General features: G+C 73.4%; 25 protein-coding genes. 14 read left to right on the top strand and 11 right to left on the bottom strand.

Features of this window, described 5'->3' with window-relative positions:
- Positions 1–47 precede the first annotated feature (47 nt).
- Complete coding sequence (locus tag ACSNN8_RS32495) at positions 48–686, bottom strand: TetR/AcrR family transcriptional regulator (RefSeq protein ID WP_436653800.1); 639 nt, start codon at positions 684–686, stop codon at positions 48–50.
- 188 nt (positions 687–874) lie between these two features.
- Here ACSNN8_RS32495 and ACSNN8_RS32490 point away from each other — a divergent pair, with 188 nt between their 5' ends.
- From ACSNN8_RS32490 to ACSNN8_RS32450, 9 genes are all read left to right on the top strand, one after another.
- On the top strand, positions 875–2,428 hold the full coding sequence (locus tag ACSNN8_RS32490) for an amino acid permease (RefSeq protein WP_436653799.1): 1,554 nt from the start codon (positions 875–877) through the stop codon (positions 2,426–2,428).
- A complete protein-coding gene (locus ACSNN8_RS32485; RefSeq protein WP_436653798.1) occupies positions 2,425–3,231 on the top strand; it encodes an urea amidolyase associated protein UAAP1 in 807 nt (268 codons plus the stop codon). Before ACSNN8_RS32490 ends, ACSNN8_RS32485 begins: the two co-directional genes overlap by 4 nt.
- A complete protein-coding gene (locus ACSNN8_RS32480; protein WP_436653797.1) occupies positions 3,228–3,833 on the top strand; it encodes an urea amidolyase associated protein UAAP2 in 606 nt (201 codons plus the stop codon). Before ACSNN8_RS32485 ends, ACSNN8_RS32480 begins: the two co-directional genes overlap by 4 nt.
- Before the next feature lie 2 nt (positions 3,834–3,835).
- Positions 3,836–7,342: a 5-oxoprolinase/urea amidolyase family protein gene (locus ACSNN8_RS32475; RefSeq protein WP_436653796.1), complete on the top strand. Its 3,507-nt coding sequence runs from the start codon at positions 3,836–3,838 to the stop codon at positions 7,340–7,342.
- Positions 7,339–9,129 (top strand): allophanate hydrolase, encoded by a 1,791-nt coding sequence (gene atzF, locus ACSNN8_RS32470; protein WP_436653795.1) that lies wholly within the window; start codon positions 7,339–7,341, stop codon positions 9,127–9,129. Before ACSNN8_RS32475 ends, atzF begins: the two co-directional genes overlap by 4 nt.
- Positions 9,126–9,704, top strand: coding sequence for a biotin transporter BioY (locus ACSNN8_RS32465; protein ID WP_436653794.1), 579 nt, complete (start codon positions 9,126–9,128; stop codon positions 9,702–9,704). The genes atzF and ACSNN8_RS32465 overlap by 4 nt, the downstream gene beginning before the upstream one ends.
- Before the next feature lie 87 nt (positions 9,705–9,791).
- Positions 9,792–10,937 carry a monooxygenase gene (locus tag ACSNN8_RS32460; protein ID WP_436653793.1) on the top strand — a complete coding sequence of 382 codons (1,146 nt, stop codon included), beginning with the start codon at positions 9,792–9,794 and terminating at the stop codon, positions 10,935–10,937.
- Positions 10,938–11,057: 120 nt separating this feature from the next.
- Positions 11,058–11,675: a DUF2625 family protein gene (locus tag ACSNN8_RS32455; RefSeq protein WP_436653792.1), complete on the top strand. Its 618-nt coding sequence runs from the start codon at positions 11,058–11,060 to the stop codon at positions 11,673–11,675.
- Positions 11,676–11,817: 142 nt separating this feature from the next.
- Entirely contained in the window at positions 11,818–13,176 is a 1,359-nt protein-coding gene (locus ACSNN8_RS32450; protein ID WP_436653791.1) for an FUSC family protein, read from the top strand.
- A 19-nt stretch (positions 13,177–13,195) separates the two neighbouring features.
- Here the strand turns inward: ACSNN8_RS32450 and ACSNN8_RS32445 are convergent, their stop codons facing one another.
- Positions 13,196–14,578 (bottom strand): sensor histidine kinase, encoded by a 1,383-nt coding sequence (locus tag ACSNN8_RS32445; RefSeq protein WP_436653790.1) that lies wholly within the window; start codon positions 14,576–14,578, stop codon positions 13,196–13,198.
- Positions 14,575–15,240, bottom strand: a complete 666-nt coding sequence (locus ACSNN8_RS32440) for a response regulator transcription factor (protein WP_436653789.1) — start codon at positions 15,238–15,240, stop codon at positions 14,575–14,577. Before ACSNN8_RS32440 ends, ACSNN8_RS32445 begins: the two co-directional genes overlap by 4 nt.
- 155 nt (positions 15,241–15,395) lie before the next feature.
- Between ACSNN8_RS32440 and ACSNN8_RS32435 the strand changes: the two genes are divergently transcribed.
- Entirely contained in the window at positions 15,396–15,926 is a 531-nt protein-coding gene (locus tag ACSNN8_RS32435; RefSeq protein ID WP_436653788.1) for a hypothetical protein, read from the top strand.
- A 4-nt stretch (positions 15,927–15,930) separates the two neighbouring features.
- On the opposite strand, the gene ACSNN8_RS32430 is transcribed toward ACSNN8_RS32435, so the two are convergent.
- Both ACSNN8_RS32430 and ACSNN8_RS32425 read right to left on the bottom strand, forming a co-directional pair.
- On the bottom strand, positions 15,931–16,440 hold the full coding sequence (locus ACSNN8_RS32430; protein ID WP_436653787.1) for a peptidase M23: 510 nt from the start codon (positions 16,438–16,440) through the stop codon (positions 15,931–15,933).
- 357 nt (positions 16,441–16,797) lie between these two features.
- Positions 16,798–17,181, bottom strand: a complete 384-nt coding sequence (locus ACSNN8_RS32425; RefSeq protein ID WP_436653786.1) for an enterochelin esterase domain-containing protein — start codon at positions 17,179–17,181, stop codon at positions 16,798–16,800.
- Positions 17,182–17,202: 21 nt separating this feature from the next.
- On the opposite strand from ACSNN8_RS32425, the gene ACSNN8_RS32420 reads away from it, so the two are divergent.
- From ACSNN8_RS32420 to ACSNN8_RS32410, 3 genes are read left to right on the top strand one after another with little or no spacing between them, the layout of a single operon-like run.
- The gene (locus ACSNN8_RS32420; protein ID WP_436653785.1) at positions 17,203–17,541 is read left to right on the top strand and encodes an ArsR/SmtB family transcription factor; all 339 of its coding nucleotides are present in this window, start codon (positions 17,203–17,205) and stop codon (positions 17,539–17,541) included.
- Positions 17,538–17,996 (top strand): SRPBCC family protein, encoded by a 459-nt coding sequence (locus ACSNN8_RS32415; protein WP_436653784.1) that lies wholly within the window; start codon positions 17,538–17,540, stop codon positions 17,994–17,996. Before ACSNN8_RS32420 ends, ACSNN8_RS32415 begins: the two co-directional genes overlap by 4 nt.
- A complete protein-coding gene (locus tag ACSNN8_RS32410) occupies positions 17,993–18,568 on the top strand; it encodes a TIGR03086 family metal-binding protein (RefSeq protein WP_436653783.1) in 576 nt (191 codons plus the stop codon). Before ACSNN8_RS32415 ends, ACSNN8_RS32410 begins: the two co-directional genes overlap by 4 nt.
- 13 nt (positions 18,569–18,581) lie before the next feature.
- Here ACSNN8_RS32410 and ACSNN8_RS32405 read toward each other — a convergent pair whose 3' ends face one another.
- On the bottom strand, positions 18,582–19,388 hold the full coding sequence (locus tag ACSNN8_RS32405; RefSeq protein WP_436653782.1) for a GAF and ANTAR domain-containing protein: 807 nt from the start codon (positions 19,386–19,388) through the stop codon (positions 18,582–18,584).
- A 74-nt stretch (positions 19,389–19,462) separates the two neighbouring features.
- A complete protein-coding gene (locus tag ACSNN8_RS32400; RefSeq protein ID WP_436653781.1) occupies positions 19,463–20,089 on the bottom strand; it encodes a DUF4232 domain-containing protein in 627 nt (208 codons plus the stop codon).
- Between the two features lie 636 nt (positions 20,090–20,725).
- On the opposite strand from ACSNN8_RS32400, the gene ACSNN8_RS32395 reads away from it, so the two are divergent.
- Positions 20,726–21,034 (top strand): hypothetical protein, encoded by a 309-nt coding sequence (locus ACSNN8_RS32395; RefSeq protein ID WP_436653780.1) that lies wholly within the window; start codon positions 20,726–20,728, stop codon positions 21,032–21,034.
- An 84-nt stretch (positions 21,035–21,118) separates the two neighbouring features.
- On the opposite strand, the gene ACSNN8_RS32390 is transcribed toward ACSNN8_RS32395, so the two are convergent.
- From ACSNN8_RS32390 to ACSNN8_RS32375, 4 genes are all read right to left on the bottom strand, one after another.
- Complete coding sequence (locus ACSNN8_RS32390) at positions 21,119–21,778, bottom strand: hypothetical protein (RefSeq protein WP_436653779.1); 660 nt, start codon at positions 21,776–21,778, stop codon at positions 21,119–21,121.
- Between the two features lie 27 nt (positions 21,779–21,805).
- Positions 21,806–22,600 (bottom strand): alpha/beta hydrolase, encoded by a 795-nt coding sequence (locus ACSNN8_RS32385; RefSeq protein ID WP_436653778.1) that lies wholly within the window; start codon positions 22,598–22,600, stop codon positions 21,806–21,808.
- Positions 22,601–22,700: 100 nt separating this feature from the next.
- Positions 22,701–23,276, bottom strand: a complete 576-nt coding sequence (locus tag ACSNN8_RS32380) for an alpha/beta hydrolase (protein WP_436653777.1) — start codon at positions 23,274–23,276, stop codon at positions 22,701–22,703.
- An 81-nt stretch (positions 23,277–23,357) separates the two neighbouring features.
- Positions 23,358–24,149, bottom strand: coding sequence for an MBL fold metallo-hydrolase (locus tag ACSNN8_RS32375; RefSeq protein WP_436653776.1), 792 nt, complete (start codon positions 24,147–24,149; stop codon positions 23,358–23,360).
- Between the last annotated feature and the right edge of the window lie 59 nt (positions 24,150–24,208).

The following is a 24,208-nucleotide window of genomic DNA, read 5'->3' as shown; positions in this document are numbered from 1 at the left end:
GTGGGGCCGGGTAATCCCTGCCAGGCCGGTCCTGATATCCGATCGCGTCACACCGGCGCCGGGCGCGCCGGCGGAGGCGGGCCGGCCGATCGCGCCCCGACCAGGCGCAGAGCCGCCGCGGCGACGGCCTCCCGGAGCTCCTCGTGAGGGGCCAGGACGGGCAGGTCGCGGCGCATGCCGATGACGCTCTCGACCAGGCCCAGCACCAGGTCGCCGGGGACGTCCCCGCCGGCCAGCTCGCGGTAGATCAGCCGCAGCCGTTCCCGGCCGGCGCGGAAGGGGGCGAACGGCTCCGTGGCGATCTCCGGGAGGGCGTACAGGATCCCGACGTTCCAGCGGGCGCCGAGCAGCACGCCCACGTCGTAGCGGACCAGGGCGTGCAGGGCGTCGGACGGGTCCAGTCCGCGCGCCGTCAGGCCGGTCGCGAAGTCGACCGAGGGCCGCACCGTGGACTCCAGCAGCTCGGCGAGGATCTGCTCCTTGGTCCTGAAGTGGTAGTACAGCGAGGCCTGCCGGACCCCGACCTTCTCGGCGATCATCCGGGTCGAGGTGGCCGCGTACCCCCGCTCGGCGAACAGCTCGGCGGCCGCGTCGAGGATCTCCTCGCGGGCGGAACCGCCGGTGCGGGGCCGGGCGCCGCTCGCCCGGGGCCGGCCGACGGACGCGGCTGGGGGCGGGGAAGTCACCCCCGCATCGTTTCACGCACGGATCTCACTTTCACCGCCGGAGCGATGTAACCGTGCCGACACATCCGGCAACCCAAGGTTTACTGCCGGGAAACCACCCCCGGCCTCCCGTCGAAGAATCTGTCGACTGACAGGTATTCGGCGGCGGGCGAGCAGCGCCGGTCGCCGCCTGATCGTCAGGAGGCGGGATGACCACCACCACGACTTCCACCACCGATGCCGCGGACCTGCGCGCGTTCGGTTACCGGCCCGAGCTGCGCCGCAGCATCGGCTCGTACGCCTCGTTCGCCGCCGGGTTCTCCTTCGTCTCGATCCTCACCACGGTCTTCCAGCTGTTCGCCTTCGGCTTCTCGTTCGGCGGGCCGGCGTTCTTCTGGACCTGGCCGCTGGTCTTCCTCGGCCAGTTCATGGTGGCGCTCAACTTCGCCGAGCTCGCCGCCCGCTACCCGCTGTCGGGCTGCATCTACCAGTGGTCGCGGCGGCTGGCCGGCGCCACGGTCGGCTGGTTCGCGGGCTGGGTCATGATCATCGCCCAGATCGTCACCGTCGCCGCGGCCGCGATCGCGCTGCAGGTGGTGCTGCCGCAGATCTGGTCCGGGTTCCAGCTCGTCGGCGGCGACCCGTCGCTGACCTCGACCAGCGGCGCCACCAACGCCGTCATCCTCGGCTCGATCCTGATCGCGCTCACCACGCTGGTGAACGTCATCGGCGTACGGCTCATGGCGATCATCAACAGCACCGGCGTCACCCTCGAGATCATCGGCGTGGTCGCCGTGGTCGTCCTGCTGCTTTTCCACGCCGAGCGCGGCCCCGGCGTCGTCCTCGACACCGGCGGCCTGGGCAGCGGGCTGTCGTACGTCGGCCCGTTCCTGGTGTCGGCGCTGATGGCGGCGTACGTGGTGGTCGGGTTCGACAGCGCCGGCGAGCTCAGCGAGGAGACCCGCGACCCCCGCCACACCGCGCCCCGCACGATCCTGCGGGCCCTCGCGGCGGCCGGCGTCGGCGGCGGGTTGCTGCTGCTGGTCGCGCTGATGGCCGCGCCCAGCCTCACCGACGGCCGGCTCGCCACCGAGGGCCTGCCGTACGTGCTGACCAGCCGCCTCGGCGAGACCGGTGGCCGGATCCTGCTGATCGACGTGGCCATCGCGGTCGCCGTGTGCACGCTGGCGATCCAGACCGCGGGCAGCCGCATGATCTTCTCGATGGCCCGCGACGGGGTGCTGCCGTTCTCCGCCGCGCTCAGCAAGGTCAACCCGCGCACCGGCACCCCGGCGCTGCCCGCGATCGTCGTCGGGGTCGGCGCGGCCGCGGTGCTGCTGGTCAACATCGGCCAGGCGGCGCTGTTCACCGCGCTGACCAGCGTCTGCATCGTGATGCTCTACATCGCGTACGCCTTGGTCACCATCCCGCTGCTGATCCGCCGGCTGCAGGGCTGGCCGGTCAGCGAGCAGGCCCGCAGCACCGAACGCGGCGGCAAGCTGTTCTCGCTCGGCAGGCTCGGGGTGGTCGTCAACGCCGCGGCGGTCCTCTACGGCCTCGGCATGATCCTCAACCTGGGGTGGCCCCGCCAGGAGGTCTACGACCCGGCCGGCACCCACTGGTACCTGCACTACTTCTCGCTGATCTTCGTCGGCGGCGCGCTGCTCGCGGGCGTCCTGGCCTACCTGCGCTACCGCACCCGCGCCCTGTCGCTGCACCTGCCGTCGCTTCCGGCCGTCGCCGTCGAGGGGGATCCCGCATGACCACCGCCACCACCGCCGGCGCCCGCGAGCACGCCCGCGCCCAGGCGGGCACCGTCGCCGACTGCATGCCGATCGTTCCCGCGAGCCGGGCCGGCGAGGGCCTGGTGTGGGCCGAGACGATCCCGGGCGGCGGCTATGCGAGCAAGCGGCTGGCCCGCGGCACGACGCTGCGGCTGACCGACCTGCACGGCGACGCCTGCGTCTCGGTGCTGCTGTTCAACGCCGACGAGCCGTGGGAACGGCTGAACGTCGCCGACACCGTCAAGGTGCTCTGGCAGGCCTACATCGGCGAGGGGCATCTGCTGCTCTCCGACCAGGGGCGGGTGCTCGCGTCGGTCACGGCCGGCGCCGCGGACCTGTCGGACAGCTTCTGCGGCACGACGACCCTCAAGAGCAACCGCGAGCGGTACGGCGACGGCAGCCCGCACTCCGGCACGCCCGCGGGGCGCGAGCTGTTCACGCTGGCCGCCGCGAAGCACGGGCTGACCCGGCGCGATCTGCCGCCGAGCATCTCGTTCTTCCAGGGCGTACGGGTCGGCGAAGACGGCATGTTCTCCCCGCCGCGGGCGGCCGAGCCCGGCACGGCCGTGGAGCTGCGGGCCGAGATGCCGCTCACGGTGCTGCTCGCCAACGTTCCGCACCCGCTCGACACGCGGACCACGTACACCTGCAAGCCCGTCGAGGTCCGCGCGTGGGCCGGCAAGCCCACCGCGCCCGGTGACCCGCTGTGGTCCCGTACGCCCGAGGGCGAGCGCGCCTTCCTCAACACCGCCGACTATCTCGACGCCCGGGGGATCGCATGACCACCGTTTCCGACCAGGTCGTCGAGGCGCGCGCGCCGTGGTCCGCGATCGTGCGCCGCGGCCGGACGCTCACCATCGTCGACCTGCGCGGCAACCAGGCCGTCGACTGCCTGATCTACAACGCCCACGACACCGCCGAGCGCTACTCGGCGCCGGACACCCTCGCCGCGCAGGGCGGCATCTTCCTCACCACCGGCAGCGTGCTGCGCTCCAGCGAGGGCAACGCGCTGATGACCGTCGTGGCCGACGAGGTGGGGCGGCACGACACCGTGGGCGGGGCGTGCAGCCGGGAGAGCAACACGCTGCGCTACGGCCACCACACCGGGCACCAGCACGCCTGCGTGGAGAACTTCCTGATCGAGGGCAGCCGCTGGGGCCTGGGCAAGCGCGACCTGGTCAGCAACATCAACTGGTACATGAACGTGCCGGTCGACCCGGACGGCGCGCTCGGCATCGTCGACGGCATCTCCGCGCCCGGCCTGTCCGTCACCCTGCGCGCCGACCTGGACGTGCTGGTCCTGGTGTCCAACTGCCCGCAGATCAACAACCCGTGCAACGGCTTCGACCCGACACCCGTCCGCATGATCATCTCGGGGGAGTGACCGTGTTCGACACGCTGCTCGTCGCCAACCGGGGCGAGATCGCCCGGCGCATCATGCGCACCGCCACGCGGCTCGGCCTCAAGACCGTCGCCGTCTTCTCCGAGCCGGACCGGGCGGCGCCGCACGTCCGCCTGGCCGACCAGGCCGTGCTGCTCGGGCCGGCCCCGGCCCGGGAGAGCTATCTGGTGGTCGAGCGCGTGCTCGACGCCGCACGGTCAACCGGCGCCGGCGCCGTGCACCCCGGATACGGCTTCCTCTCCGAGGACGCCACGTTCGCGACCGCGGTCGAGGCGGCCGGGCTCGCGTTCGTCGGGCCCACCCCCGACCAGCTGACCGCGTTCGGCGCCAAGCACACCGCGCGGGACCTGGCGCGGGCGGCCGGCGTACCGATGATCGAGGGAACCAGTCTGCTCTCCGGGCTGGACGAGGCCCTCGCCTCGGCCGAGCGCATCGGCTACCCGGTGATGGTCAAGGCCACCGGCGGCGGCGGTGGCATCGGCATGCAGGCCTGTTCGACCCCGGCCGAGCTGACCGCGGCGTACGACCGGGTGGAGCGCCTCGCGGTGGCCAGTTTCGGCAGCGGCGGCGTGTTCCTGGAGCGGTTCGTGCAGCGCGCCCGCCACGTCGAGGTGCAGGTGTTCGGCGACGGGCGGGGACGGGTCGTCGCGCTCGGCGACCGCGACTGCAGCCTGCAACGGCGCAACCAGAAGGTGATCGAGGAGGCGCCCGCGCCCGGCCTGCCCGCGGCGGTGCGGCAGCGCCTGCACGAGTCGGCGGTGGCGCTGTGCGCGTCGGTGAACTACCGGTCGGCCGGCACCGTCGAGTTCGTCTACGACGCCGAACGCGAGCAGGCGTCGTTCCTCGAGGTCAACGCCCGGCTGCAGGTCGAGCACCCGGTCACCGAGGAGGTGCTCGGCGTCGACCTGGTCGAGTGGATGCTGCGGCTGGCGCAGGGCGACGACACCGTGCTCGACACGCCCCGCGGCGGCGGAGCAGGCGCCGCCGTGGAGGCGCGCGTGTACGCCGAGGACCCCACCCAGGACCACCGGCCGAGCGCGGGGCTGATCACGAACGTCTCGTACCCCGAAGGAATCCGGGTCGACGGCTGGGTGGAGGCCGGAACCGAGGTCGGCACGGCGTACGACCCCATGCTCGCCAAGGTGATCGTCACCGGGGCGACCCGGGAGCAGGCGTACGCGAACCTGCGCGCGGCGCTGGGCGCCACCCGCGTCGACGGGATCGAGACCAACCTCGGGCTGCTGCGCGCCGCCTCGGCCGACGCGGACGTGCTCGCGGCGCGGCATTCGACGGCGACGCTGGCCGGCGTGCACGACACCGAGCCGCGCATCGTCGTGCAACGGCCCGGCACGCTCACCACGGTGCAGGACTGGCCCGGGCGCACCGGGCTGTGGGAGGTCGGCGTGCCGCCGTCCGGGCCCATGGACGACCTCTCGTTCCGGCTCGGCAACCGCGCGCTGGGCAACCCGCAGGGCGCCCCGGGCTTGGAGTGCACCGTGGACGGGCCGGCGCTGCGCTTCACCGCGGACACCACGGTCTGCGTCACCGGCGCGCCGGTCACCGTCACCGTTAACGGCGCAGCCGTGCCGCTGTGGGAGCCCGTACGGGTGCCCGCCGGAGCGGTCCTCGACGTGGGCCCGGCCTCGGACGGTGGTCTGCGCACGTACGTCCTGGTCGCCGGCGGCCTCGACGTGCCCGGCTATCTCGGCAGCTCGGCCACCTTCACGCTCGGGCAGTTCGGCGGCCACGGCGGGCGGGCCCTGCGGGTCGGCGACGTCCTGCGTGCCGGCGCTCCGGCGGGCCTCGCCGGCGGCCCGGTGCCCGTCGGCGAGCGTCCGATCATCGGGCGGGAGTGGCGGATCAAGGTCACCGAGGGGCCGCACGCGGCGCCCGAGTTCTTCCTGCGGTCCGACATCGACGCGTTCTACGCCGCCGACTGGAAGGTGCACTTCAACTCCGCGCGCACCGGCGTGCGCCTGGTCGGCCCCAAGCCCCGGTGGGCGCGCGCCGACGGCGGCGAGGCCGGGCTGCACCCGTCGAACATCCACGACACCCCGTACTCGGTCGGCGCCGTCGACTTCACCGGCGACGTGCCGATCCTGCTCGGCCCCGACGGCCCCAGCCTCGGCGGCTTCGTCTGCCCGGCCACGGTGATCACCTCCGAGCGGTGGAAGCTGGGCCAGCTGAGCCCCGGCGACACCGTCCGGTTCGTGCCGGTCGACGACCTCGACTTCACGCCGCTGATCCAGACGCGGGACGACGGCGTGCTCGCGCGCACCGACGCGGTCACCTACCGGCGCTCCGGCGACGACAACCTGCTCGTCGAATATGGGCCGATGACGCTAGACCTGGGCCTGCGGATGCGCGCCCACGCGCTGATGGACCGGCTGCGCGCCGAGAACCTCGACGGCGTCGTCGACCTCACCCCCGGCATCCGCTCGCTGCAGATCCACGCCGACCCGTCGCGGCTGCCGGTGCGCAAGCTGCTCGGCCTGGTCCGCGCGCTCGAGGACGAGCTGCCCGCCACCCGCGACCTGCAGGTGCCCAGCCGCACCGTGCACCTGCCGCTGTCCTGGGACGACCCGGCCACCCGCGAGGCCATCGCCCGCTACATGAACGGCGTGCGCGACGACGCGCCCTGGTGCCCGTGGAACATCGAGTTCATCCGCCGCGTCAACGGCCTCGACTCCGTCGACGACGTGTACCGCACGGTCTACGACGCCAGCTACCTCGTGCTCGGGCTCGGCGACGTCTACCTCGGCGCGCCGGTCGCCACCCCGCTCGACCCGCGGCACCGGCTGGTCACCACCAAGTACAACCCGGCCCGCACCTGGACGCCGGAGGACGCGGTCGGCATCGGCGGCGCGTACCTGTGCATCTACGGCATGGAGGGGCCGGGCGGCTACCAGTTCGTCGGCCGTACGGTGCAGGTCTGGTCCCGCTGGCAGCGTGAGGCCGGCGACCCGTGGCTGCTGCGGCACTTCGACCGCATCCAGTGGTACCCCGTCGGCGCGCAGGAGCTGCTCGACCTGCGCGCCGACGTGGCCGCCGGCAGGCACCGGCTGCGCATCGACGACGGCACCTTCCGCCTCGCCGACCACGAGGACTTCCTGGCCGCCAACGCCGCGTCGATCGCCGAGTTCCGCGCCGGGCAGGCGGCCGCGTTCGGCCGCGAACGCGAGGCCTGGGCTGCGGCCGGCGAGTTCGACCCGCGGCCCGAGCCCGAGGCGCCGCCCGCCGCCGGGCAGGTGGACGTGCCCGCCGGGGGAGCGCTCGTGGAGGCGCCGTTCGTGGCCAGCGTGTGGCGTGTCGACGTGCGTCCCGGTGACCGGGTCACCGCGGGCCAGCCGTTGCTGGCCCTCGAGGCGATGAAGCTCGAGACGGTCGTCACCGCCCCGGCCGACGGCGAGGTCGCCGACATCCTCGTCACCCCCGGCGCGCAGGTCGCGCCGGGCAGCCCCCTCGTCGTCCTCGCCGGGAGCCCCGCATGACCCCGACCGACCGCGTCCGCGCCGCGTACGCCCGCCTCGCCCGGAACGAGCGGCCGGAAGCGTGGATCACCCTGCGCGCCGAGGCCGACGTCCTCGCCGACGCCACCGCCGTCGAGGACCGCCTGCGGGCGGGCGAGGACCTGCCGCTGGCCGGCCGGCTCGTCGCGGTCAAGGACAACATCGACGTGGCGGGCCTGCCCACCACCGCCGGCTGCCCCGCGTACGCCTACCACCCGCGCTCGCACGCCACCGCCGTGCGGCGGCTGGTCGACGCCGGCGCGCTGGTCCTCGGCAAGACCAACATGGACCAGTTCGCCACCGGGCTGGTCGGCACCCGCAGCCCGTACGGGGTGGTCCGCGACGTGCGCGACCCGTCCCGCGTCTCCGGCGGCTCCAGCTCCGGCTCCGCCGTGGTCGTCGCGCTGGGCATAGCCGACCTGGCGCTCGGCACCGACACCGCCGGATCGGGGCGGGTGCCCGCCGCGTTCCAGGGCATCGTCGGGATGAAGCCGACGCCGGGACTCGTGCCCACCGACGGGGTGGTGCCGGCCAGCCGCAGCTTCGACTGCGTGACCGTCTTCGCCCGCACCCTCGACGAGGGCCGGCAGGCGATCGCCGTGCTGAGCGACCCGGCGTACCCGGACGACGCGCCGCTCGCCGCCCCGCCGCGCCCGACCGTCGCCGTCCCCGGCCGCGCCGAGCTGACCGGCATGTCCGCCGAGCGGCTCGACGCGTTCGACCGGGCCGCCAAGACCCTCGAGGCCGGCGGCGCCCGGCTGCGCCCGATCCGGCTCGCACCGTTCCTGGCCGCGGCGAGGCTGCTCTACGACGGCGGGTTCGTCGCGGAGCGGTACGCCGCGGTCGGGGCGTTCATCGACGAGCACCCCGGCGACGTCGACCCGACGGTCCGCGCCATCATCTCCGCCGCCCGCGACATCCCGGCCCACGCGCTCGTGACCGACACCGAACGCCTCGAGCACCTGCGGGCCGAGGCCATGGCCGAGTGGGGCGACGCCGACGCGCTGCTGCTGCCGACGTCCCCCCTCCATCCCACGATCGCCGAGGTCGCCGCGGACCCGATCGGCGTCAACGCGACCGTCGGCACCTACACCAACTTCTGCAACCTGTTCGGCCTCAGCGCCGTCGCCGTCCCGGCCGCGTTCGGCGTCCAGGTCATCGCGCGGGGGTTCGCCGACGCGGTCGCCGCCGACGTCGCCGCCCTCGTCCTCGGTCTCGACCCGTCGGGCGGTGCGCAGGGACGAGGGCTGCCGTTGCTGGTGGTCGGCGCGCACCTGACCGGGCAGCCGCTCAACCACCAGCTCACCGAGCCGGGCGGCCGCTTCCTGCGCGAGGTCCGCACCGCCCCGAGCTACCGGCTGCACGCGCTGCCCACCCGACCGCCGAAGCCCGGCCTGGTCCGCGTCGCCTCCGGCGGGGCCGCCGTCGCCGGGGAGCTGTGGGAGCTGCCGCCGGCCGCGCTCGGCCGGTTCCTCGCCGCTCTGCCCGGCCCCATGGCTCTCGGGCGTGTCTCGCTCGAGGACGGCACCACCGTCACCGGCTTCCTCTGCGAGAGCGTCGCCACCGAGGGCGCCCCCGACATCACCGCGTACGGCGGCTGGCGCGCCTACCTGTCCTCCCTGTCACCCGCCGAGCCGTCCGTGGCGCCCGTGGCGCCCGTCGAGCCGCTGTCACCCGCCGAGCCGTCCGCCGAGCCGTCTCCGTCGCCCTCCGAGTCACCCTCGACGTCCGCCGATTCATCCCTTTCGCCCGCAGAGGAGCCACGATGAACTCCGTCGCCCTGCACGCGCCCCGCTACGTCCTGGGCGACCTGCTGCTCACCCGGATCCGCGGCGCCGACGTGCTTCTCGTCGCCGCAGGCGCGGCAGCGATCGGCCTGTCCGCGCAGATCGCCGTTCCCATCCCGGGCAGCCCCGTGCCGGTCACCGGCCAGACCCTCGCCGTGTTGCTCTGCGCCGCCGTCCTGGGACCTTGGCGCGGCCCGGCCGCCTGCGTGGCCTACGTGGTCGCCGGACTGGCCGGTGTCCCGTGGTTCGCCGGCGGAGCGGCCGGGCTCACCGGCGCCACGTTCGGCTACCTGCTCGGCATGATCGCGGCAACCGTGGCCGTCGGGACCCTCGCCCGCTACGGTGCCGACCGTACGCCCTGGCGCGTCGTCCCCGTGATGGTCCTCGGCAACCTGATCATCTACGCCGTCGGCGTCACCTGGCTCGCGCTCTTCCTGCACCTGGACGCCGCGGCCGCGATCCGGGCCGGCCTGGTCCCCTTCCTGCTCGGCGACGCGGTGAAGGTGCTGATCGCCGCCGGAGTGCTGCCCACGGCCTGGCGCTTCGCCCGCCGCTGACCGAAGCCCCGCGTCGCGGCACACCAGGGACATCCCTGATGGCCCCGGCCGGGGCGGCGGGGGGATGCTCGGTGGGGGTGGTGAACGATGAGGTTCCGGAGATTCGCGCTCGCGGCTGTCCTGCTGGTGGCGGCCTGCGGCTCGCCGACGCCGTCCGCGCCGAGCGGTCAGGCCTCGCAACCACACCTGTCGCACGGCCCGGCCTCGGCCGCGCCGCTGTCGCCGCTGCGCGAGGGTGAGCGGTTCGTCGATCTCAGGCTTCCCCGGCCGTACGCCCCGAAGGCCCCGAACGGCGGAACCGACGAGTACCGCTGCTTCGTCGTCGACCCCGGGCTGACCGAGCCGGCCTATCTGACGGGCAACCGCTTCCTGCCCGACAACGGCAGCATCGTGCACCACGCGATCTTCTTCCGGCTCAGCCCCGAGCAGGCCGGCACCGCCGCCCGGATGGACGCCGACACGCCGGGGGAGGGCTGGACCTGCTTCGGTGACACCGGAGTGCCGGGGGAGACCGCCTGGGTGGCGCACTGGGCGCCGGGCGCGGGCGAGACGCTGATGCCGGCCGGCTACGGCTTCGCGATGCCGCCGGGCAGCAAGCTCGTGATGCAGGTGCACTACAACCTGCTCGGCGTGACCGCCGGGAAGGAGACCGACCGTTCCGGCATCCGGATGCGGCTGACCGGCGGGGGCGCGACCCGCGAGCCGCTGGAGACCGAGCTCGTGGCGGCGCCGATCGAGCTGCCGTGCGAGCCGGGGACCACCGGGCCGCTCTGCGACCGCACGGCCGCGATCGCCGACGTGGCGAAGCGCTTCGGTCCCGGCTCCGGGGCGTACGTCGACCAGCTCAACAGTTGGTGCAACCCGGGCAAGGAGCCGGTCGCGGGCAACACGCAGCACTGCGACCTGCCGATCGGCGAACCGGGCACGATCCACCTGGTGGCCGGTCACATGCACCTGCTTGGGCGGTCGATCAAGGTCGAGCTCAACCCCGGCACCCCCACCGCCACCACGGTCCTCGACGTGCCCGAATACAACTTCGACAACCAGGCACTGGTCCCGCCGGCCGAGCCGATCAGGGTCAAGGGCGGCGACACCGTACGGGTCACCTGCACCCACGACGCGAAGCTGCGCACGCTGCTGCCGCAGTTGCGGGACCTGCCCCCGCGTTACGTCGTCTGGGGTGAGGGCACCAGCGACGAGATGTGCCTCGGCATCCTCGTGATGTCCCGCTGACCGCCGGCCCGTCCCGCCGCTCACTCGTCGCAAACAGCAACGGGCGGCTCGCTCATGCTCGCGGTCGCGGTCGGCCTGCACCTGAGCGCAGGCCGAGATCGACCCGTGCGAGGCTGAGGCGTGGAACAGTCCGCGTGGTCCGAGATCTCGGCGCTGGTGGCGGCAGCCCCGTACCCGGTGCAGGTGCTGCCGGTCGATGCGGAGCGGGCGGCGCGCTGCCTGGCCGCCTTGCAGATCACGACCAGGTCGTGGCTCGGGGCGGTGGTGGCCGGCAGCGGCGGGCTGGTGGTCGATCACGGCTGGCTCCGGGTGCTGGGCGGTGGGCACGACGGCCTGCCGGACGTGGCCACTGCGACAGGCGTGGGGGCCGGCCGTCTGATCGTCGCTTTCGACGTGATGGGCGGGCAGTTCGCGTGGCTCCCGGCGGAGCCGGGCGCGCGGCCGACGGTGCATTACTTCGGCCCCGAGGACCTGGCTTGGCAGGATCTCGAGCTCGGGTACGGCGACTGGCTGGAGGCGATGCTCGCCGGCGCAGTGACGGGGTTCTTCGAGGGCCTGCGATGGCCGGGGTGGGAGGGCGAGGTGGCCGGCGTGGCACTGGATCAGGGGATCAGCACTCTGCCGCCGCCGTGGACCAGGGAGGGCAAGGACCTCTCGAAGGTGTCCCGGAGGCCGATCCCGCTCGCTGAGCTCGTCTCGGTTCACCAGGATGCGGCGCGTCAGCTCGGCTTCCGCTGAGGACGCCGCAGCCCCAGGTCGACGCCCGAGCGCGGGGTCGTCGCGGCCTGCATCACAATAACCGCATTTCGGCCAATTGCCGCGGCGGCCGGGGATAGTTTGTGCGACCGGATCAACCCGTGCTCGTGAAGAGGCCGCAACCTTGCCCCGGTCAGTCGTGGAGTCGGCGCCGCTTGCGGTCGCCATGAGCCTCGCGCTGTGCGCGCTGGCCACGGCGTTGCTGCGCCGCAAGGTCAAGCCGGTCGTCGAGGCCGTCGGCCGGGCCCTGCTCGCCCGGGTGCGACCGCATCTGCCCGCCGGGCTGCGCCGCGTGGCCCGCCGGTGGTACGAGCGGATCGACCCGGCCGTCGCCCGATCCGTGCTGGTGGCGGCGATCGCGGCCGGCATCGCGTGGTCGGCCGCGGAGACCCTGCACCTGGTCGGCGCGGTCACGGCCTCGATCTCCGCGATCCTGTCGGTGCACCTGAGCGCGCACGCCTCGGTGCGGGACGGCACGCGGCGGCTGGTCGGCACCGCCGCCGGCATCGGGGTCGCGGTGGGCGTGTGGGGCGTGTTCGGCCCGAGCCCGGTGTCGATCGCGGTGATCGCCGGGTGCGGGCTGGTCGTCGGACGGCTGTTGCGCCTGGGGGACGGCTCGGTCACCGTGCCGGCGACGTCGCTGGGTGTGCTGGTCGCCGGAAGTGCCGTCACCGAGACCTTCGTCTGGGAGCGGGTCGGTGCGACAGGTCTGGGCATCGTGGTCGGCATGATCCTGTCGCCGCTGGTGGGCGGGATGACGCCGCTGGAGCGGGCCCGATGCAAGCTGGCGCACCTGTCCACCGAGATCGCGCGCCTGCTCGGCGAGCTCGGGGCCGGGGCGGCCCGGGGGTACGGCCGGGACCAGGCCGCGCAGTGGCTGGCGCGGTCCCGCGAGCTCGGCGAGACCCTCGGCGAGGCGGTCGACGCGGTGGAGGACCTGGACCGGCAGGCCCGCTGGTCGCTGACGACACCGCTCGCCGAGGTGACCCCGGTGCACCACACGTTCCGGGTCCTCGAGCACGGCGTGCACCAGGTGAACTCGGTGGCGCGCTCGATGTTCGACGCCGCCGTGACCCCGCACGGCCGCGGCGTGCCCGACGACATCGGGCCGCTGCTCACGGCCGCCTCGGAGGCGTTCGCCGCGCACGCCGGGCTGGAGACCGACCCGGACGCCGACGCCACGCAGGACGCGGGGACCCTCGAGGACCTGCTCGACGGGCTGCGCGAGGCGCGCCGCCGGACGCTGCACAAGGTCCGCACCCAGATCGACGACACCGGGGTGCTGGTCCTCACCGGCTCGATCCTCACGGACATCGACCGGATGGCCGGCTCGCTGGAACGCTCGGCGCCCGCGCTCGAGGTCGGCGCGCGCGAGACGGGCCCGGGCATCCCGGCGGTCTCGGAGGTTGTGCCCGTCGTCCGCAGCTTCTGGGAGAAGGCGGTGACCACGAAGGCCGAGCCGGGCCGGCGAGCCGGCCGCTGAACTGCCGGCGGAAGGACGCCTACACCTGCGACGCGGGGAGCGCGGCGCCGGCGGGCAGGTCGAGGCGGAACGTCGCGCCGGGACCCGTACCGACATAGGTCAGCTGCCCGCCGTGGGCCTCGGCGAGGCCGCGCGCGATGGGCAGCCCCAGGCCGGCGCCGCCGGTGTGCCGGGAGCGGGAGGCGTCGCCCCGGCCGAAGCGTTCGAAGATCAGGGCCCGCTCGTCCGGGGCGACGCCCGGGCCGGTGTCGCCGACCTCGAGCCGCACCCGCGCCCCACTGCGGTGGACGTGCACCGAAACCACGCCGCCGTCCGGGGTGGCGTGGCGGGCGTTGTCCAGCAGGTTGGTGACGACCTGGCCGAGCCGCACCGGGTCGCCGTCGACGTGCGCGCCGGCCTCGCCACGGACCTCGAACGTCAGGCCGGGAGACAGCGCCCGCGCCCGCTCGACCTCGGCCTCGGCCAGCGCGAGCAGGTCCACCGGCTCGGCCACCAGCGGCATGCCCCGGCCGAGCCGGGCCATCGTGAGCAGGTCGTCGACCAGCCGGGCGGCCCGGCGCGACTCGCGGACCATCGCCACCGCGATCCGTTCCCGCTGCTCGCGGCCGGGGTTCTCGCGCAGCAGCAGCTCGGCGTTGGCCTGCATGCCGGCCAGCGGGGTGCGCAGCTCGTGCGACGCGTCGCTGAGGAACGAACGCATCCGCACCTCCGCCGCCTCGAGCTCGTCCAGCATGGCGTCGAAGGCGGCCGCCGTACGGCCCAGCTCGGTGTCGGAGCGCGGAGCGTCGAGCCGCTGTCCCCGGTCGCCGGCCGCGATCTGCCGGGCCACGGCGGTCATGTCCTCGAGCGGTTGCAGCGCCGTACGCGAGATCCGGGCAGCCGCGAGCCCGGCCAGCAGCAGGGCCAGCGCGCCGCCGGCCACCTCGAGCACGATCAGCCGGTTGACCGCCTCGGTGATCTGGGTGGTGTCCAGGCTCAGCGTCAGGGTCTGGTTGCCCGGCAGCGACGAGCGGACGAAGAGCACGCTGCCCGCGGTCTCCACGGGTACGGAATCGGTTCGCGCAGTGTCCGGCCGTGGCGGGCGCTCGCCGCGGGGTCGTCCCGCACCGGGCGGCGGCGGGTCCGAGGCGGCCGAGGCACAGGTCGCGCCGTCGGCCGCGCACAGCCGTACGACCACGCCGTCGCCCCGCAGCCGGTCGGCCAGCCGTTGCATGCTCAGCGTGCCCTGCAACTGCTCCGCGAGGGCCACCCGGTCGGTGAGCCGGGTACGGGCGTCCGCGTGCAGCCGCGCCGACAGGGCCACGTCGACCGCGGTGAACAGCCCCGCGAGGATCACCGCGAGCAGGGCGAGGACGCCGAGGGTGACGCGCCCCCGCAGCGAGGCGGGCCGCAGGGACCTCACGGCCGCAACACGTACCCGAGACCGCGGGCGGTGTGGATCAGGCGCGGCCCGTGCTGTTCGAGCTTGCGGCGCAGCGCGCTGACGTGGACCTCGACCAGGTTGGGGTCGTACTCGTCGTACCCCCAGACCTGGGTCAGCAGCTGCGTCTTGGACAGGATCCGGCCGCGGTGCCCGGTCAGGTAGGCCAGCAGCTTGAACTCGGTGCCGGTCAGGTGCAGCGTCCGGCCGCCGCGCGAGGCGATCTGCGCCCCCTCGTCGACGAGCAGGTCGCCCACCTGCACCGTGGACGGCACCCGGCCCAGCCGGCGCAGGATCGCCCCGACCCGGGCCAGCACCTCGACGGTGGCGAACGGCTTGACCACGTAGTCGTCGGCGCCCGCCTCGAAGCCGGTGAGCCGGTCGGCGACCGTGTCGCGAGCGGTCACCATCAGCACGGCACAGTCGCTGCGCCCGCCCAGCGCGCGGGCGAGCTCGAAGCCGTCGCGTCCGCCCGGCAGGTGCACGTCGAGCAGCGCCAGATCGGGCCGGAACGAGTCGACCACCTCCTCGAACCCGGCGCCGTCGGCGCACGCCCGCACCTCGTGGCCCGCGGCCCGCAACGCCGCCGTGAGGGGATCGCGGATCGCCTCCTCGTCCTCCACCACCAGCACCCGAGCGACCATCGGCCCAGTCTGGCCCGGCCGGCTGTGCCTCCGCCGTCACGAAGCTGAAGACCGGCTGAAGAAGGCGGCCGCTTCAGGTGGTCTTCAGGACCGGGGGTCAGCGTGGTGACAGGCGCCCCGGCCGTGGCGGCGCCCCGACCAAGGAGACGCTGACGTTGAAGCTGCCCCTGCCTGACTCCGCTACGAACGCCGGCCGGTTGAGCCGGGCCGCGATCGCCGTCGTCGCCGGCGGCGGACTCGCCCTCGGCATCGCCGGGCTGGCCCACGCCGACCCGTCGCCCGGCCCGTCCGCCTCGTCGTCGCCCTCGACGCCGGCCGGCGCGCCCGCTGCCCCTCCCGCTCCCCGCGAGCACAAGCCGCACCTGGACGGCACGGTCAAGTCGATCGGCGGCGGCCACATCATGATCGTCGACCGCGACGGCTTCACCCGGCAGATCAACATCGCCACCGTGCCGTCGGACGTCAAGGCCGGCGTCCGCGTGCACGCCGAGGGAACGGTGAACGCCGACGGCGTCTCGCTGGACGCCACCTCGGTCACCCTGGCTCCGGAGCGTCCCGAGGGCGGCCGCGGCCCGGGCGGTCACGGCGGCCCCGGCAGGCACGGCGGCCCCGGCCCCGCCCCGACGGAAAGCGGCGCTCCCGCCCCGACCGAAAGCGGCGCCCCTGCGCCGACGACCACCTCCTGAGGGATCAGACCTCAGTGGTGCAGGAGGCCGGGTGGCTCAGCGCCTCGACCAGGCGCGTCGCCGCGGGGACGTGCTTCGCGTACGCCTCCGGGTAGGCCGAGACCTGCACGGCCTGGGCCGCCTCGGTGACCCGCATCTTCTGCCAGCCGTCGGTGCGCAGAAGCTTGTCGTAGAACTTCTGGGTCTGGTAGGCCGGGTCGGACAGTTGCCGCGGCGTGCCCCAGCCCTGGCTGGGCCGCTGCTGGAACAGGCCGATCGAGTCGCGGTCGCCGCCGCGCAGGTTGCGCAGGCTCGACTCCTGCAGGGCGGTGGCGACCGCGATGACCCGGGCCTGATCGGGCACCCGCCGCTGGTCGCCGACGGTCACGATGAGGCGCGCGTTGGCGACCTGCTCCTCGCTCAGACCTGTGTGCACCGGTGCGGCGGCGGGCGCGCAGCCGGCGTCCGCGTGCAAGAGGGGACTGAGGACGAAGCCGGCCAGGACGGCAAGGACGATCACGAACAACGCGCGCACGACGAGGGAAGCCTTCCGGGGGTGGGGGTCCGGCGAAGGCTACGGGTCCACAGTGGCGAAGTCAGGCGCCCCCCGGCAGGTGTGACCGACCGGCCGACAAGATCGACCAGTCGGCCGGTCCCGTCCTATCGGCCCCGGACGGCCAGCAAGCCGTCGGCGAAGGTGCGGCGCCCGGCTCGCCGTGGCTGGGCTCGGGCCACCAGAAGCTCCCGGACTGCGCGACCCCGCCGCCGAACAGGTCCGGTCGCTGCAAGCTGAGGTGCGCGGCGAGCAGCCCGCCCCTGGAGACCCCGGCGACCAGATGCCGTACGCCCTCGCCGGTGCCCAGATGCGCGCAGGCCCACGCTCGCCGCCGAACTATTCGAAAGGAACGCGGGCGACGTCCAGCCGTCCTGAGGCGACCCCCGGCCGTACGTCGGTCCACCGCTCGGCCGGCGCCTGCGGCAGCCGCAGGATCGACGCCCAGTAGTCGCGGTCGTCCGGCTCCTCCGGGTCCCCCGGGAAGCACGTCCGGCGCGGGTTGAGCGGATCCAGATGTGCCTCGCCCGTCAGGGCCGGTCCGCTCGGCAGGGTCTCCGCGTCGCCGTGCAGCAGGCAGTAGATGGTCAGCAGGTCGGCGGGCAGGACCTCGGAGCCGTGCCAGAGGTCGGTCCCGGGCAGCGCTCCTCGATCATCGACCCTCCCGCGCCACCGAGGTTCTTGACCCCGGCTCCGGCGGCGACTAGCTTGTCTTTCAACCATCCAGTTGAAAGGCTGGTCGCGATGCCCGCCGACACGCTCTCCCGCACCTTCGCGGCGCTCGCCGACCCCACCCGGCGCGACATCCTTGCGCGCCTGTCGGTGGCCGACGCCACGGTCAACCAGATCGCCGAGCCGTACGCGATGAGCCTGCAAGCCGTCTACAAGCATCTGCGGGTGCTGGAGGAGGCGGGCGTGGTGAGCCGGCCGCCGGGTCCCCAGCCGCGTTCGGTGCGCCTCGAGCTCGACGCGCTGGAGCTCATGGACGGGTGGCTCGAGCGCTACCGGCGCCGGGCCGAGGAGCGCTACCAGCGACTCGACCGGGTGCTGGCCGCGATGGACGACGAGGAGCCGGAGTCATGACGCACGTCGAGGCCGATCCCCGGCTTCCGATCATCTGGATCACCCGCGAGTTCCGTGCGCGCCCCGCGCGGCTGCTGCGGGCCCACACCGACCCCGACCTGTTCGCGCAGTGGGTCGGCCCGGACAGCATGCAGACCCGCGTGGAGCACTGGGAAGCCCGTACGGGAGGAAGTTTCCGGTACCTCTCCGTGCGGGGCGACGAGTCGTACGCCTTCTACGGCTGCTTCCACGAGGTCCGGCCCGACCGTCTGGCGCAGACCTTCACGTACGAGGGCGACCCCGACGGGGTGGCGCTCAACACGCTGTGGTTCGAGGACCTCGGCGACGGACGGACCAGGCTGCGTACGCGGTCGCTTGTGGACAGCTTCGAGACCCGCGACGGCTGGTTGCGAAGCGGCATGGAGGCCGGCATGCAGGACGGATACCGCAAGCTCGAAAGGATGATGGACGAATGACACTGGCCGAACTGACTGCCGCGCAACGGCACCGCGTGATCGCGGGCACGTTCACCGACCGGGTCCGCGCCACCAAGTCGTGGGACGCCGCCGCGCCGGTGGCCGGCTGGACCGCCCGCGACGTGGTGCGTCACCTCGTGGAGTGGTTCCCCGGTTTCCTCGCCGGTGGCGCCGGGATCGAGCTGCCCCGCGGGCCGGGCGTGGACGAGGACCCGGTCGCCGCCTGGCAGACCCACGCCGACGCGGTGCAGGCGGTGCTGGACGATCCGGCGACGCCGGGGCGGACGTTCGCCAACCCGCACATCGGTGAGCTTCCGCTGGATCAGGCGGTCGACCGCTTCTACACCACGGACGTCTTCATGCACACCTGGGACCTGGCCCGCGCCACCGGCCAGGACGACCGCCTCGACGCCGACTACGCGGAGCTGCTGGTGACCGGGATGGAACCGATGGAGGAGCTGATGCGCTCCTCCGGGCAGTACGGTCCGCGCGTGCCCGTGCCGGCCGGCGCCGACGCGCAGACCCGGCTGCTGGGCTTCATCGGCCGCGACCCGTCGTGGTGCCCGAGCTAGCCCCGGCCGGGCGTCAGAGGGGGATGCTGCCGCGCCGCGACCGGTGGCGCGTTCCCGGGGCGGCGTCGACCGTCCGCTCCAGGAACTGCCCGGTCTCCGCCACCGTGCGGGCGACCTGGGTCAGCTTGGTGTTCGTGTTGCGGCTGGCCCGCACCAGCAGGGTGAACGCCTGGTCGGCGGTGAGCCGGTAGCGTTCCATGAGGATGCCCTTGGCCTGCCCGATGAGATCCCGGGTCGCGACGGCGGTGTTCATGTCGTCGCGCTGCTGCGCTCCGGCCATCGCCACCGCGGCGTGCGCCGCGAACAACAACCCGACCTGCTCCGACTGGTCGTCGAACGCGTTCGGCTGCGTGGCGTACAGCGTCAGCGCACCCAGGTTGTCGTGCAGCACGTACAGCTGGAAGGACAGGACACTCCGTACGCCCATCGCCAGTGCGGTGCTCGTGAAATCCGGCCACCGGTCGTCCGCGGCGAGGTCGGGCACGCGTACGGTCTGCTGCTGCAGTGCCGCGTCGAGGCACGGCCCCTGCCCCGTCTCGTTCTGCACCCGGTCGACGCGGTGCACCAGCTCGTCGGACGCCGCTCGGACGTCCACCGTCCGGGTGCCCCGCAGGACGGTCAGCCCCGCGTACTGGGCCCCCGGAATGGTTTCCACGGCGGCCCGCACCATGGCGTCCAGCGTCGCGCCGAGGTCCTCCTCGGCCTGCAGCGAGAGCGCGAGCTCGCCGAGTGTCTGTGCCAGCGTCTGCGCGGGCACCTCACCGGTGTAGCTGCTGGAAGGCCGCCCCCGGTCGCCGTTGCCGGTCCTGCCCCTGTCCACCGATCCTCCCACCCCCGGCCAGAACAGTCCTGCGGATTACTACCCCGGCTCGCGGCCGCGCATACCCCCGGATTTCAGGGCTGCGCCCCGCCGAGCGCTTCCGCGGTCGTCCAGGCGCTTGTCTCGAGCCGTCCGGTGTTGCCGAGATCGAGCGGCGCCTGCAGCGCGACGAGCTGGCGCGTCGCACCCGCGGACACCGCCACCGCCAGCGACGCCCCGGTGTCCGCCCCGCCGCTCGTGTTCGTGACGGTGTTACGCCAGGACAGCACGGCCACCGCACTTGCGCCCGGCTTGAGCACGAGACGCCGCGGCGCCGCGGTGTAGTGCCCGCTGGCCACGACGGCGACCTTCAGCGGACGGCCGTCCCCGTCGAGCACGACGATGTCCGGCCGCCCTCGCACTTCGTACGGCTCGGCACCGCAGTTCCGGACGTGCAGTCCCATCTCCCGGTATCCCATGGCCGCGTCCCCCCGATCCGCCGTGATCAGCACGCCGATCAGCGCGCACGCGGAGGGGGACTCGATCGCCACCGGAGCAGCGGGGCCCGCCGAGGACGGAACAACGGCGGGCGAGGCCGCCACGCTCGGCGCAGGTGCAGGCGCGAGCCCACTGGTGGCCCGCCACGGCTCCGAGCACGAGGCCACCAGCGGAACCACCAGCAACACCACCAGCCGGCGCAGCCCACCCACGCCGACGATCATGCCGTACGCCCGCCACCGTCACCCTGACCAGTGCGATGCCGGCCGGTAGTCGCAGCCCCGATCGAGGCACCCGCGATGCCCCGGCCCAGCACGCTCGCCCTGCATCAGCTGCCTACCCGCGGAACTTTAGAGCACGCGTGCGCGCTTGCCTGCGACCGCAACCCCACACGACGAGAGTTGGGTGTGCGGATCCCGCGCGAGCTCGGCGACGAGCACCCCGGCGGCCGCCGTCCCTTCAGCCACGAGACGGTCCCGCCCCTGCGGACGCGGCTTCGTGCCGAGACCGATCCCGCCGTGACGTCCTGGATCGTCTCCTCGGCGCGGCATCGGCACGCCCCGCACCTGGAGCCTCGCCCGGCAACTCATCACCTGGTGGGCCGACAGAGAACGCCGCATCGCGACGGACTGACCGCATCCGTCCGGACAACGCGCAGCGCGCTTTCCGGCATCGACAGACGATGGAACGACTCGTGGCGGCGGAATGGCCGGCCCTGCCGGGAAAGGCGTCCATGCCGCGCGTGACTTCGTCGCCCGGCCCGCGCTCTGCGTTCACCCGTTCGAAGTACTCGTGTGAACCGGGCCGGCTCGAGGCCCGTGGTGGCGGCATCAGGTCCCATCACGAACGGAGAAAAGACCATGCGACTCGTTGCCGGCCTCGCCCTTGCCGTCACCGCGACCCTCGGCCTCGCGGCGCCCGCGTCGGCCGCGTCCGCCGACTACTACGGCTCGACGGAGGACTGCGTCGTCGTCAAGCACGACGTGGGCCTGGTCAATCAGACCGTCTACTTCCGCAACAACTGCAGCCAGACGATCACCTTCCGGGTCTTCCGGGTGGGCAGGAGCCTGCCCTGCGTGGCGGTCGAGCCTGGCGAGCAGGGCGGCTGGCGGTGGAACCGGGCCGCTTCCTTCACCGGCTACGAGCTCGACTGCGACTTGGAGGACTGACCTCCGGCAGCGGCGAAGCGGCGGCGGTCACCGACATTCGTGAACGCCGCCGCGGTACGTCCGGCGACGGCCGTCAAGTGCGGCTCAGCGGCCCGGCCATCTGCCGATCGGCGCGACCACATGGCCGGCACACCACCAGACGGCGACCCCTTCGTGGACCCGGGCGTGAACACCGAGCCCATGCGTGGGGCACACCGGCCAAGCCGACCAGAGAGCGTGCATCACCGCATCCTGCGCGTCTTCGGCCACCGCCACCAGCGCGGACACCGGGTCAGCACCCGACGCGGGGAAGACGCCCTGCGCGGTGCCCGTGTGCCCGTCCCACGCCTCGGCGTAGGCGTTGCCGGTGCGGCCCGGCTCGTCGTCCTGGACGCGGAGCCGGCAGCCGTGGGGCAACCCGGTCACGGCCAGGTCGTGGTTCACCAGGCGCATGGCTTCCTCGAGGCGCACGAGCCACTCCGGCTCCTCCGAGAAGCCCGGCTCGAACCCGACCGCCACGAGCAGGGCGCGGGCAAGCTCGGCCATCCGGGTACGGCTTGCCGGCGTGCACTCGAGGCTCAACGAAGCCAGCTCGGCGGCATCCCGATCCGCCGTCCCGTTCTGCAGCACGGAGGCGGCCAGATCGAACGCGTCGGTGCAGTCCACCGCTCCCGCCCGCGCCGCGGCGTACACCTTCTTGCAGAGCCGATCGAAGGCCGCACAGTCATCCACACCCCCATGATGCGGCGTTCCGGAGCCCGGCATGTCGCGCCGGGCTCCGTGTCCGACGGGTCAGCGGGCGTGGGCGAGCGCCCAGTCGAGGGCGGTGTCGGCGATCTGCTCCCAGCCGGGTTCGGCGCACGTCCAATGGGATCGTCCGGGGAACTCGCGGTACTCGGTGACGGTGCCCGGCGCCTTGTAGTGGTGGGCGTTCGACTTGTTCACCGACGGAGGCATGATGTGGTCGGCGCCGCCGGCGATGAACAGGAGCGGGGCCCGGTCGCTGTTGGCGAAGTCGACCCAGGTCTCCTGCTTGCCGGGGGTGAAGTTGGCGAGGAGCCCGTACGCCCAGACCCAGCCACCCGGAGCCGGGATGGCGTACCGCTCGTACGCGGCCCGCGAGTCCTGCTCGGACAGTGTGTTGGTGAACGCGTAGTGCCACTGCTCCGCGGTGAAACCCGCGGCCTGGTGGCGTTTGGCCGGGTTGTTGAGGATCGGGAACAGGGACTTGATCTGTGAGGGTGGGCTGACCCGGATGCCCTCCGGCGGGGCGGAGTCGATGGCCACGCCCGCCGCGCCGTGGCCGCGGTCGAGCAGCAGCTGGGTCAGGGTTCCGCCGAACGAGTGGCCCATGATGATGGGCTTCTCGGGCAGCGCCGAGATGACCTTCTCCAGGTGCGCGACGGTTTCGGGAACGGTGATGGACGCGATCGGGGTGGGGTCGGCGCGCAGGGCTTCGACCTCGACCTCGAACCCGGGGTACGCCGGGGTCAGAACCGTGTGACCTTTGGCCTCGTAGTAGGGCACCCAATGTTCCCAGCTGCGCGGGGTGACCCAGAGGCCGTGGACCAGAACGATGGTGCTCATGCTCCGTACTCCTTCGCCGGACGCGAGCAGATCTCGGCTGAGCTGCTCGTTGTGGGTGTCGGTGATGCCGTGCGGGCAACGGCGGGCCGGCCGGTGTCTGTCACCGGGCGGCGGCTCTGATGACCTCCGCGGTGACGTGGGGTTGGGAGATCATCGCTACGTGGGAGGCGTCGACCTCGGTGGTGCGCGCGCGGGCGCGGCGGGCCATGAAGCGTTGCGCAGCCGCCGGGATCAGATTGTCGTTGCGGGCGATCAGGTACCAGCTCGGAATGGTCTTCCAGGCCGGCGCCCCGGACGGCTCGAGCAGCGTGCGGACGTCGCCGGGTCGCTGGGTGGCGGCCATGACGGCGGTGACCCGTTCGGGCAGGTCGCCCGAGAAGACCTCACGGAAGACGTCGGCCCTGACGTAGCCGTCGCGACTGGCGGCGCCGTCCGGCGTGCGGTACGGCCGTAGCTCCAGCGCGGCCTGGTCGAGTTTGCTGCCCGGGAACTTGAGCTGGAGGCCCTGCAGCGTCTCGTGCTCGTCCGGGGCGAACGCGGCGACATAGACCAGCGCCTTGATGTGGGGCTTGCCGACGGCCGCGTTGGTGATCACCATGCCGCCGTACGAGTGCGCGGCGAGGGCTCCGGTCGCGGCTGCGGCCGAGCCGGCCAGCAGAGATCTTCGTGTGGTCATCGTGAGTCTTCCGTTCTGCCGAGGCGATGTGGTGCTCACCGTGGCTCGCGATGCCGCTGCGACGCATCTGTAGGTTGACGGTCAGCCGCCGGCGCCGTCGGGTAGCCGCCGCGGAAGCCAGTGCAGGCGTTCCGCCAGGTTGTCCGGGGCGGCCGCGAACGCCATCTCCACCGCGTCGCGTCCCTGGCTGAAGTGGGACCAGCCTTCGTAGTGCACCGGGATGACGGTTCGCGGCTGCGCGAGCCGGCAGAGTTCGACGGCTTCGGCCGCGGTCATGCTGTAGTGCACCGGTCCGGTGAGCGGGAACCGGACAGCGCCCAGGTGTAACAGGACGGTGTCGACTGTCATGCGCTGCGGCACCTGTCGGACGCCTCGGAAGAGGACGGTGTCGCCGGTGATCCAGAAGACGCCGTGGTCCTGGCTGTCCCAGCGCAGCGCGAACCCGACGACCGGTCCGGCGATCGGCCGGCTCAGCGGTGGGCCGTGCCGGCACGGGGTGGCGGTGACGGTGATGCGGGGCCTGCCGGCCGCCGTCAGCTCGGTGGACGCCCATGGCCGCAGCCCGCGTGCTCGAGGACCGAGCCGGCGCGCGCCGGCTCGGGTGGTGACGACGAGGGGGGTCCCGGCGAGCAGCTCCCGCCCCGCGTCGTCGAGATTGTCGGCGTGGTGCTCGTGGGTGAGCAGGACCGCGTCGACCGGAAGGACGTCGCCGATGGCGAGCGCCGGGCCGGTCCGCTTGCGGGAGCCGGTTCCCCAGCCGAAGGAGTAGCGCCGTCCGGGTGGGTCGAACGTCGGGTCGGTCAACAGGCGCCATCCGGCGACTTCCAGCAGGGTGGTGGGGCCGCCGATGTGGGTCAGACGGACGTCCTTCATGGGCACACCTTCCGAGCGCTGGGCGGGTTGCACCACACGGTGCGCGGGCAGGCCCGGTC

It is taken from the genome of Actinoplanes sp. URMC 104 (genome assembly GCF_051386375.1).
Taxonomy (GTDB): domain Bacteria; phylum Actinomycetota; class Actinomycetes; order Mycobacteriales; family Micromonosporaceae; genus Actinoplanes.
Note: the sequence above shows the minus strand (reverse complement) of the source record. Positions and strands in the feature narration are given on the sequence as shown.

Excerpts from the sequence above, each read along its gene's own strand:
- ACSNN8_RS32490 (WP_436653799.1), top strand. The coding sequence starts at position 875 with ATGACCACCACCACGACTTCCACCACCGATGCCGCGGACCTGCGCGCG.
- ACSNN8_RS32485 (WP_436653798.1), top strand. The coding sequence starts at position 2,425 with ATGACCACCGCCACCACCGCCGGCGCCCGCGAGCACGCCCGCGCCCAG.
- ACSNN8_RS32480 (WP_436653797.1), top strand. The coding sequence starts at position 3,228 with ATGACCACCGTTTCCGACCAGGTCGTCGAGGCGCGCGCGCCGTGGTCC.
- atzF (WP_436653795.1), top strand. The coding sequence starts at position 7,339 with ATGACCCCGACCGACCGCGTCCGCGCCGCGTACGCCCGCCTCGCCCGG.
- ACSNN8_RS32465 (WP_436653794.1), top strand. The coding sequence starts at position 9,126 with ATGAACTCCGTCGCCCTGCACGCGCCCCGCTACGTCCTGGGCGACCTG.
- ACSNN8_RS32460 (WP_436653793.1), top strand. The coding sequence starts at position 9,792 with ATGAGGTTCCGGAGATTCGCGCTCGCGGCTGTCCTGCTGGTGGCGGCC.
- ACSNN8_RS32440 (WP_436653789.1), bottom strand. The coding sequence starts at position 15,240 with ATGGTCGCTCGGGTGCTGGTGGTGGAGGACGAGGAGGCGATCCGCGAT.
- ACSNN8_RS32425 (WP_436653786.1), bottom strand. The coding sequence starts at position 17,181 with ATGGTTGAAAGACAAGCTAGTCGCCGCCGGAGCCGGGGTCAAGAACCT.
- ACSNN8_RS32420 (WP_436653785.1), top strand. The coding sequence starts at position 17,203 with ATGCCCGCCGACACGCTCTCCCGCACCTTCGCGGCGCTCGCCGACCCC.
- ACSNN8_RS32415 (WP_436653784.1), top strand. The coding sequence starts at position 17,538 with ATGACGCACGTCGAGGCCGATCCCCGGCTTCCGATCATCTGGATCACC.
- ACSNN8_RS32410 (WP_436653783.1), top strand. The coding sequence starts at position 17,993 with ATGACACTGGCCGAACTGACTGCCGCGCAACGGCACCGCGTGATCGCG.
- ACSNN8_RS32400 (WP_436653781.1), bottom strand. The coding sequence starts at position 20,089 with ATGATCGTCGGCGTGGGTGGGCTGCGCCGGCTGGTGGTGTTGCTGGTG.
- ACSNN8_RS32395 (WP_436653780.1), top strand. The coding sequence starts at position 20,726 with ATGCGACTCGTTGCCGGCCTCGCCCTTGCCGTCACCGCGACCCTCGGC.
- ACSNN8_RS32390 (WP_436653779.1), bottom strand. The coding sequence starts at position 21,778 with ATGCCGGGCTCCGGAACGCCGCATCATGGGGGTGTGGATGACTGTGCG.
- ACSNN8_RS32385 (WP_436653778.1), bottom strand. The coding sequence starts at position 22,600 with ATGAGCACCATCGTTCTGGTCCACGGCCTCTGGGTCACCCCGCGCAGC.
- ACSNN8_RS32380 (WP_436653777.1), bottom strand. The coding sequence starts at position 23,276 with ATGACCACACGAAGATCTCTGCTGGCCGGCTCGGCCGCAGCCGCGACC.
- ACSNN8_RS32375 (WP_436653776.1), bottom strand. The coding sequence starts at position 24,149 with ATGAAGGACGTCCGTCTGACCCACATCGGCGGCCCCACCACCCTGCTG.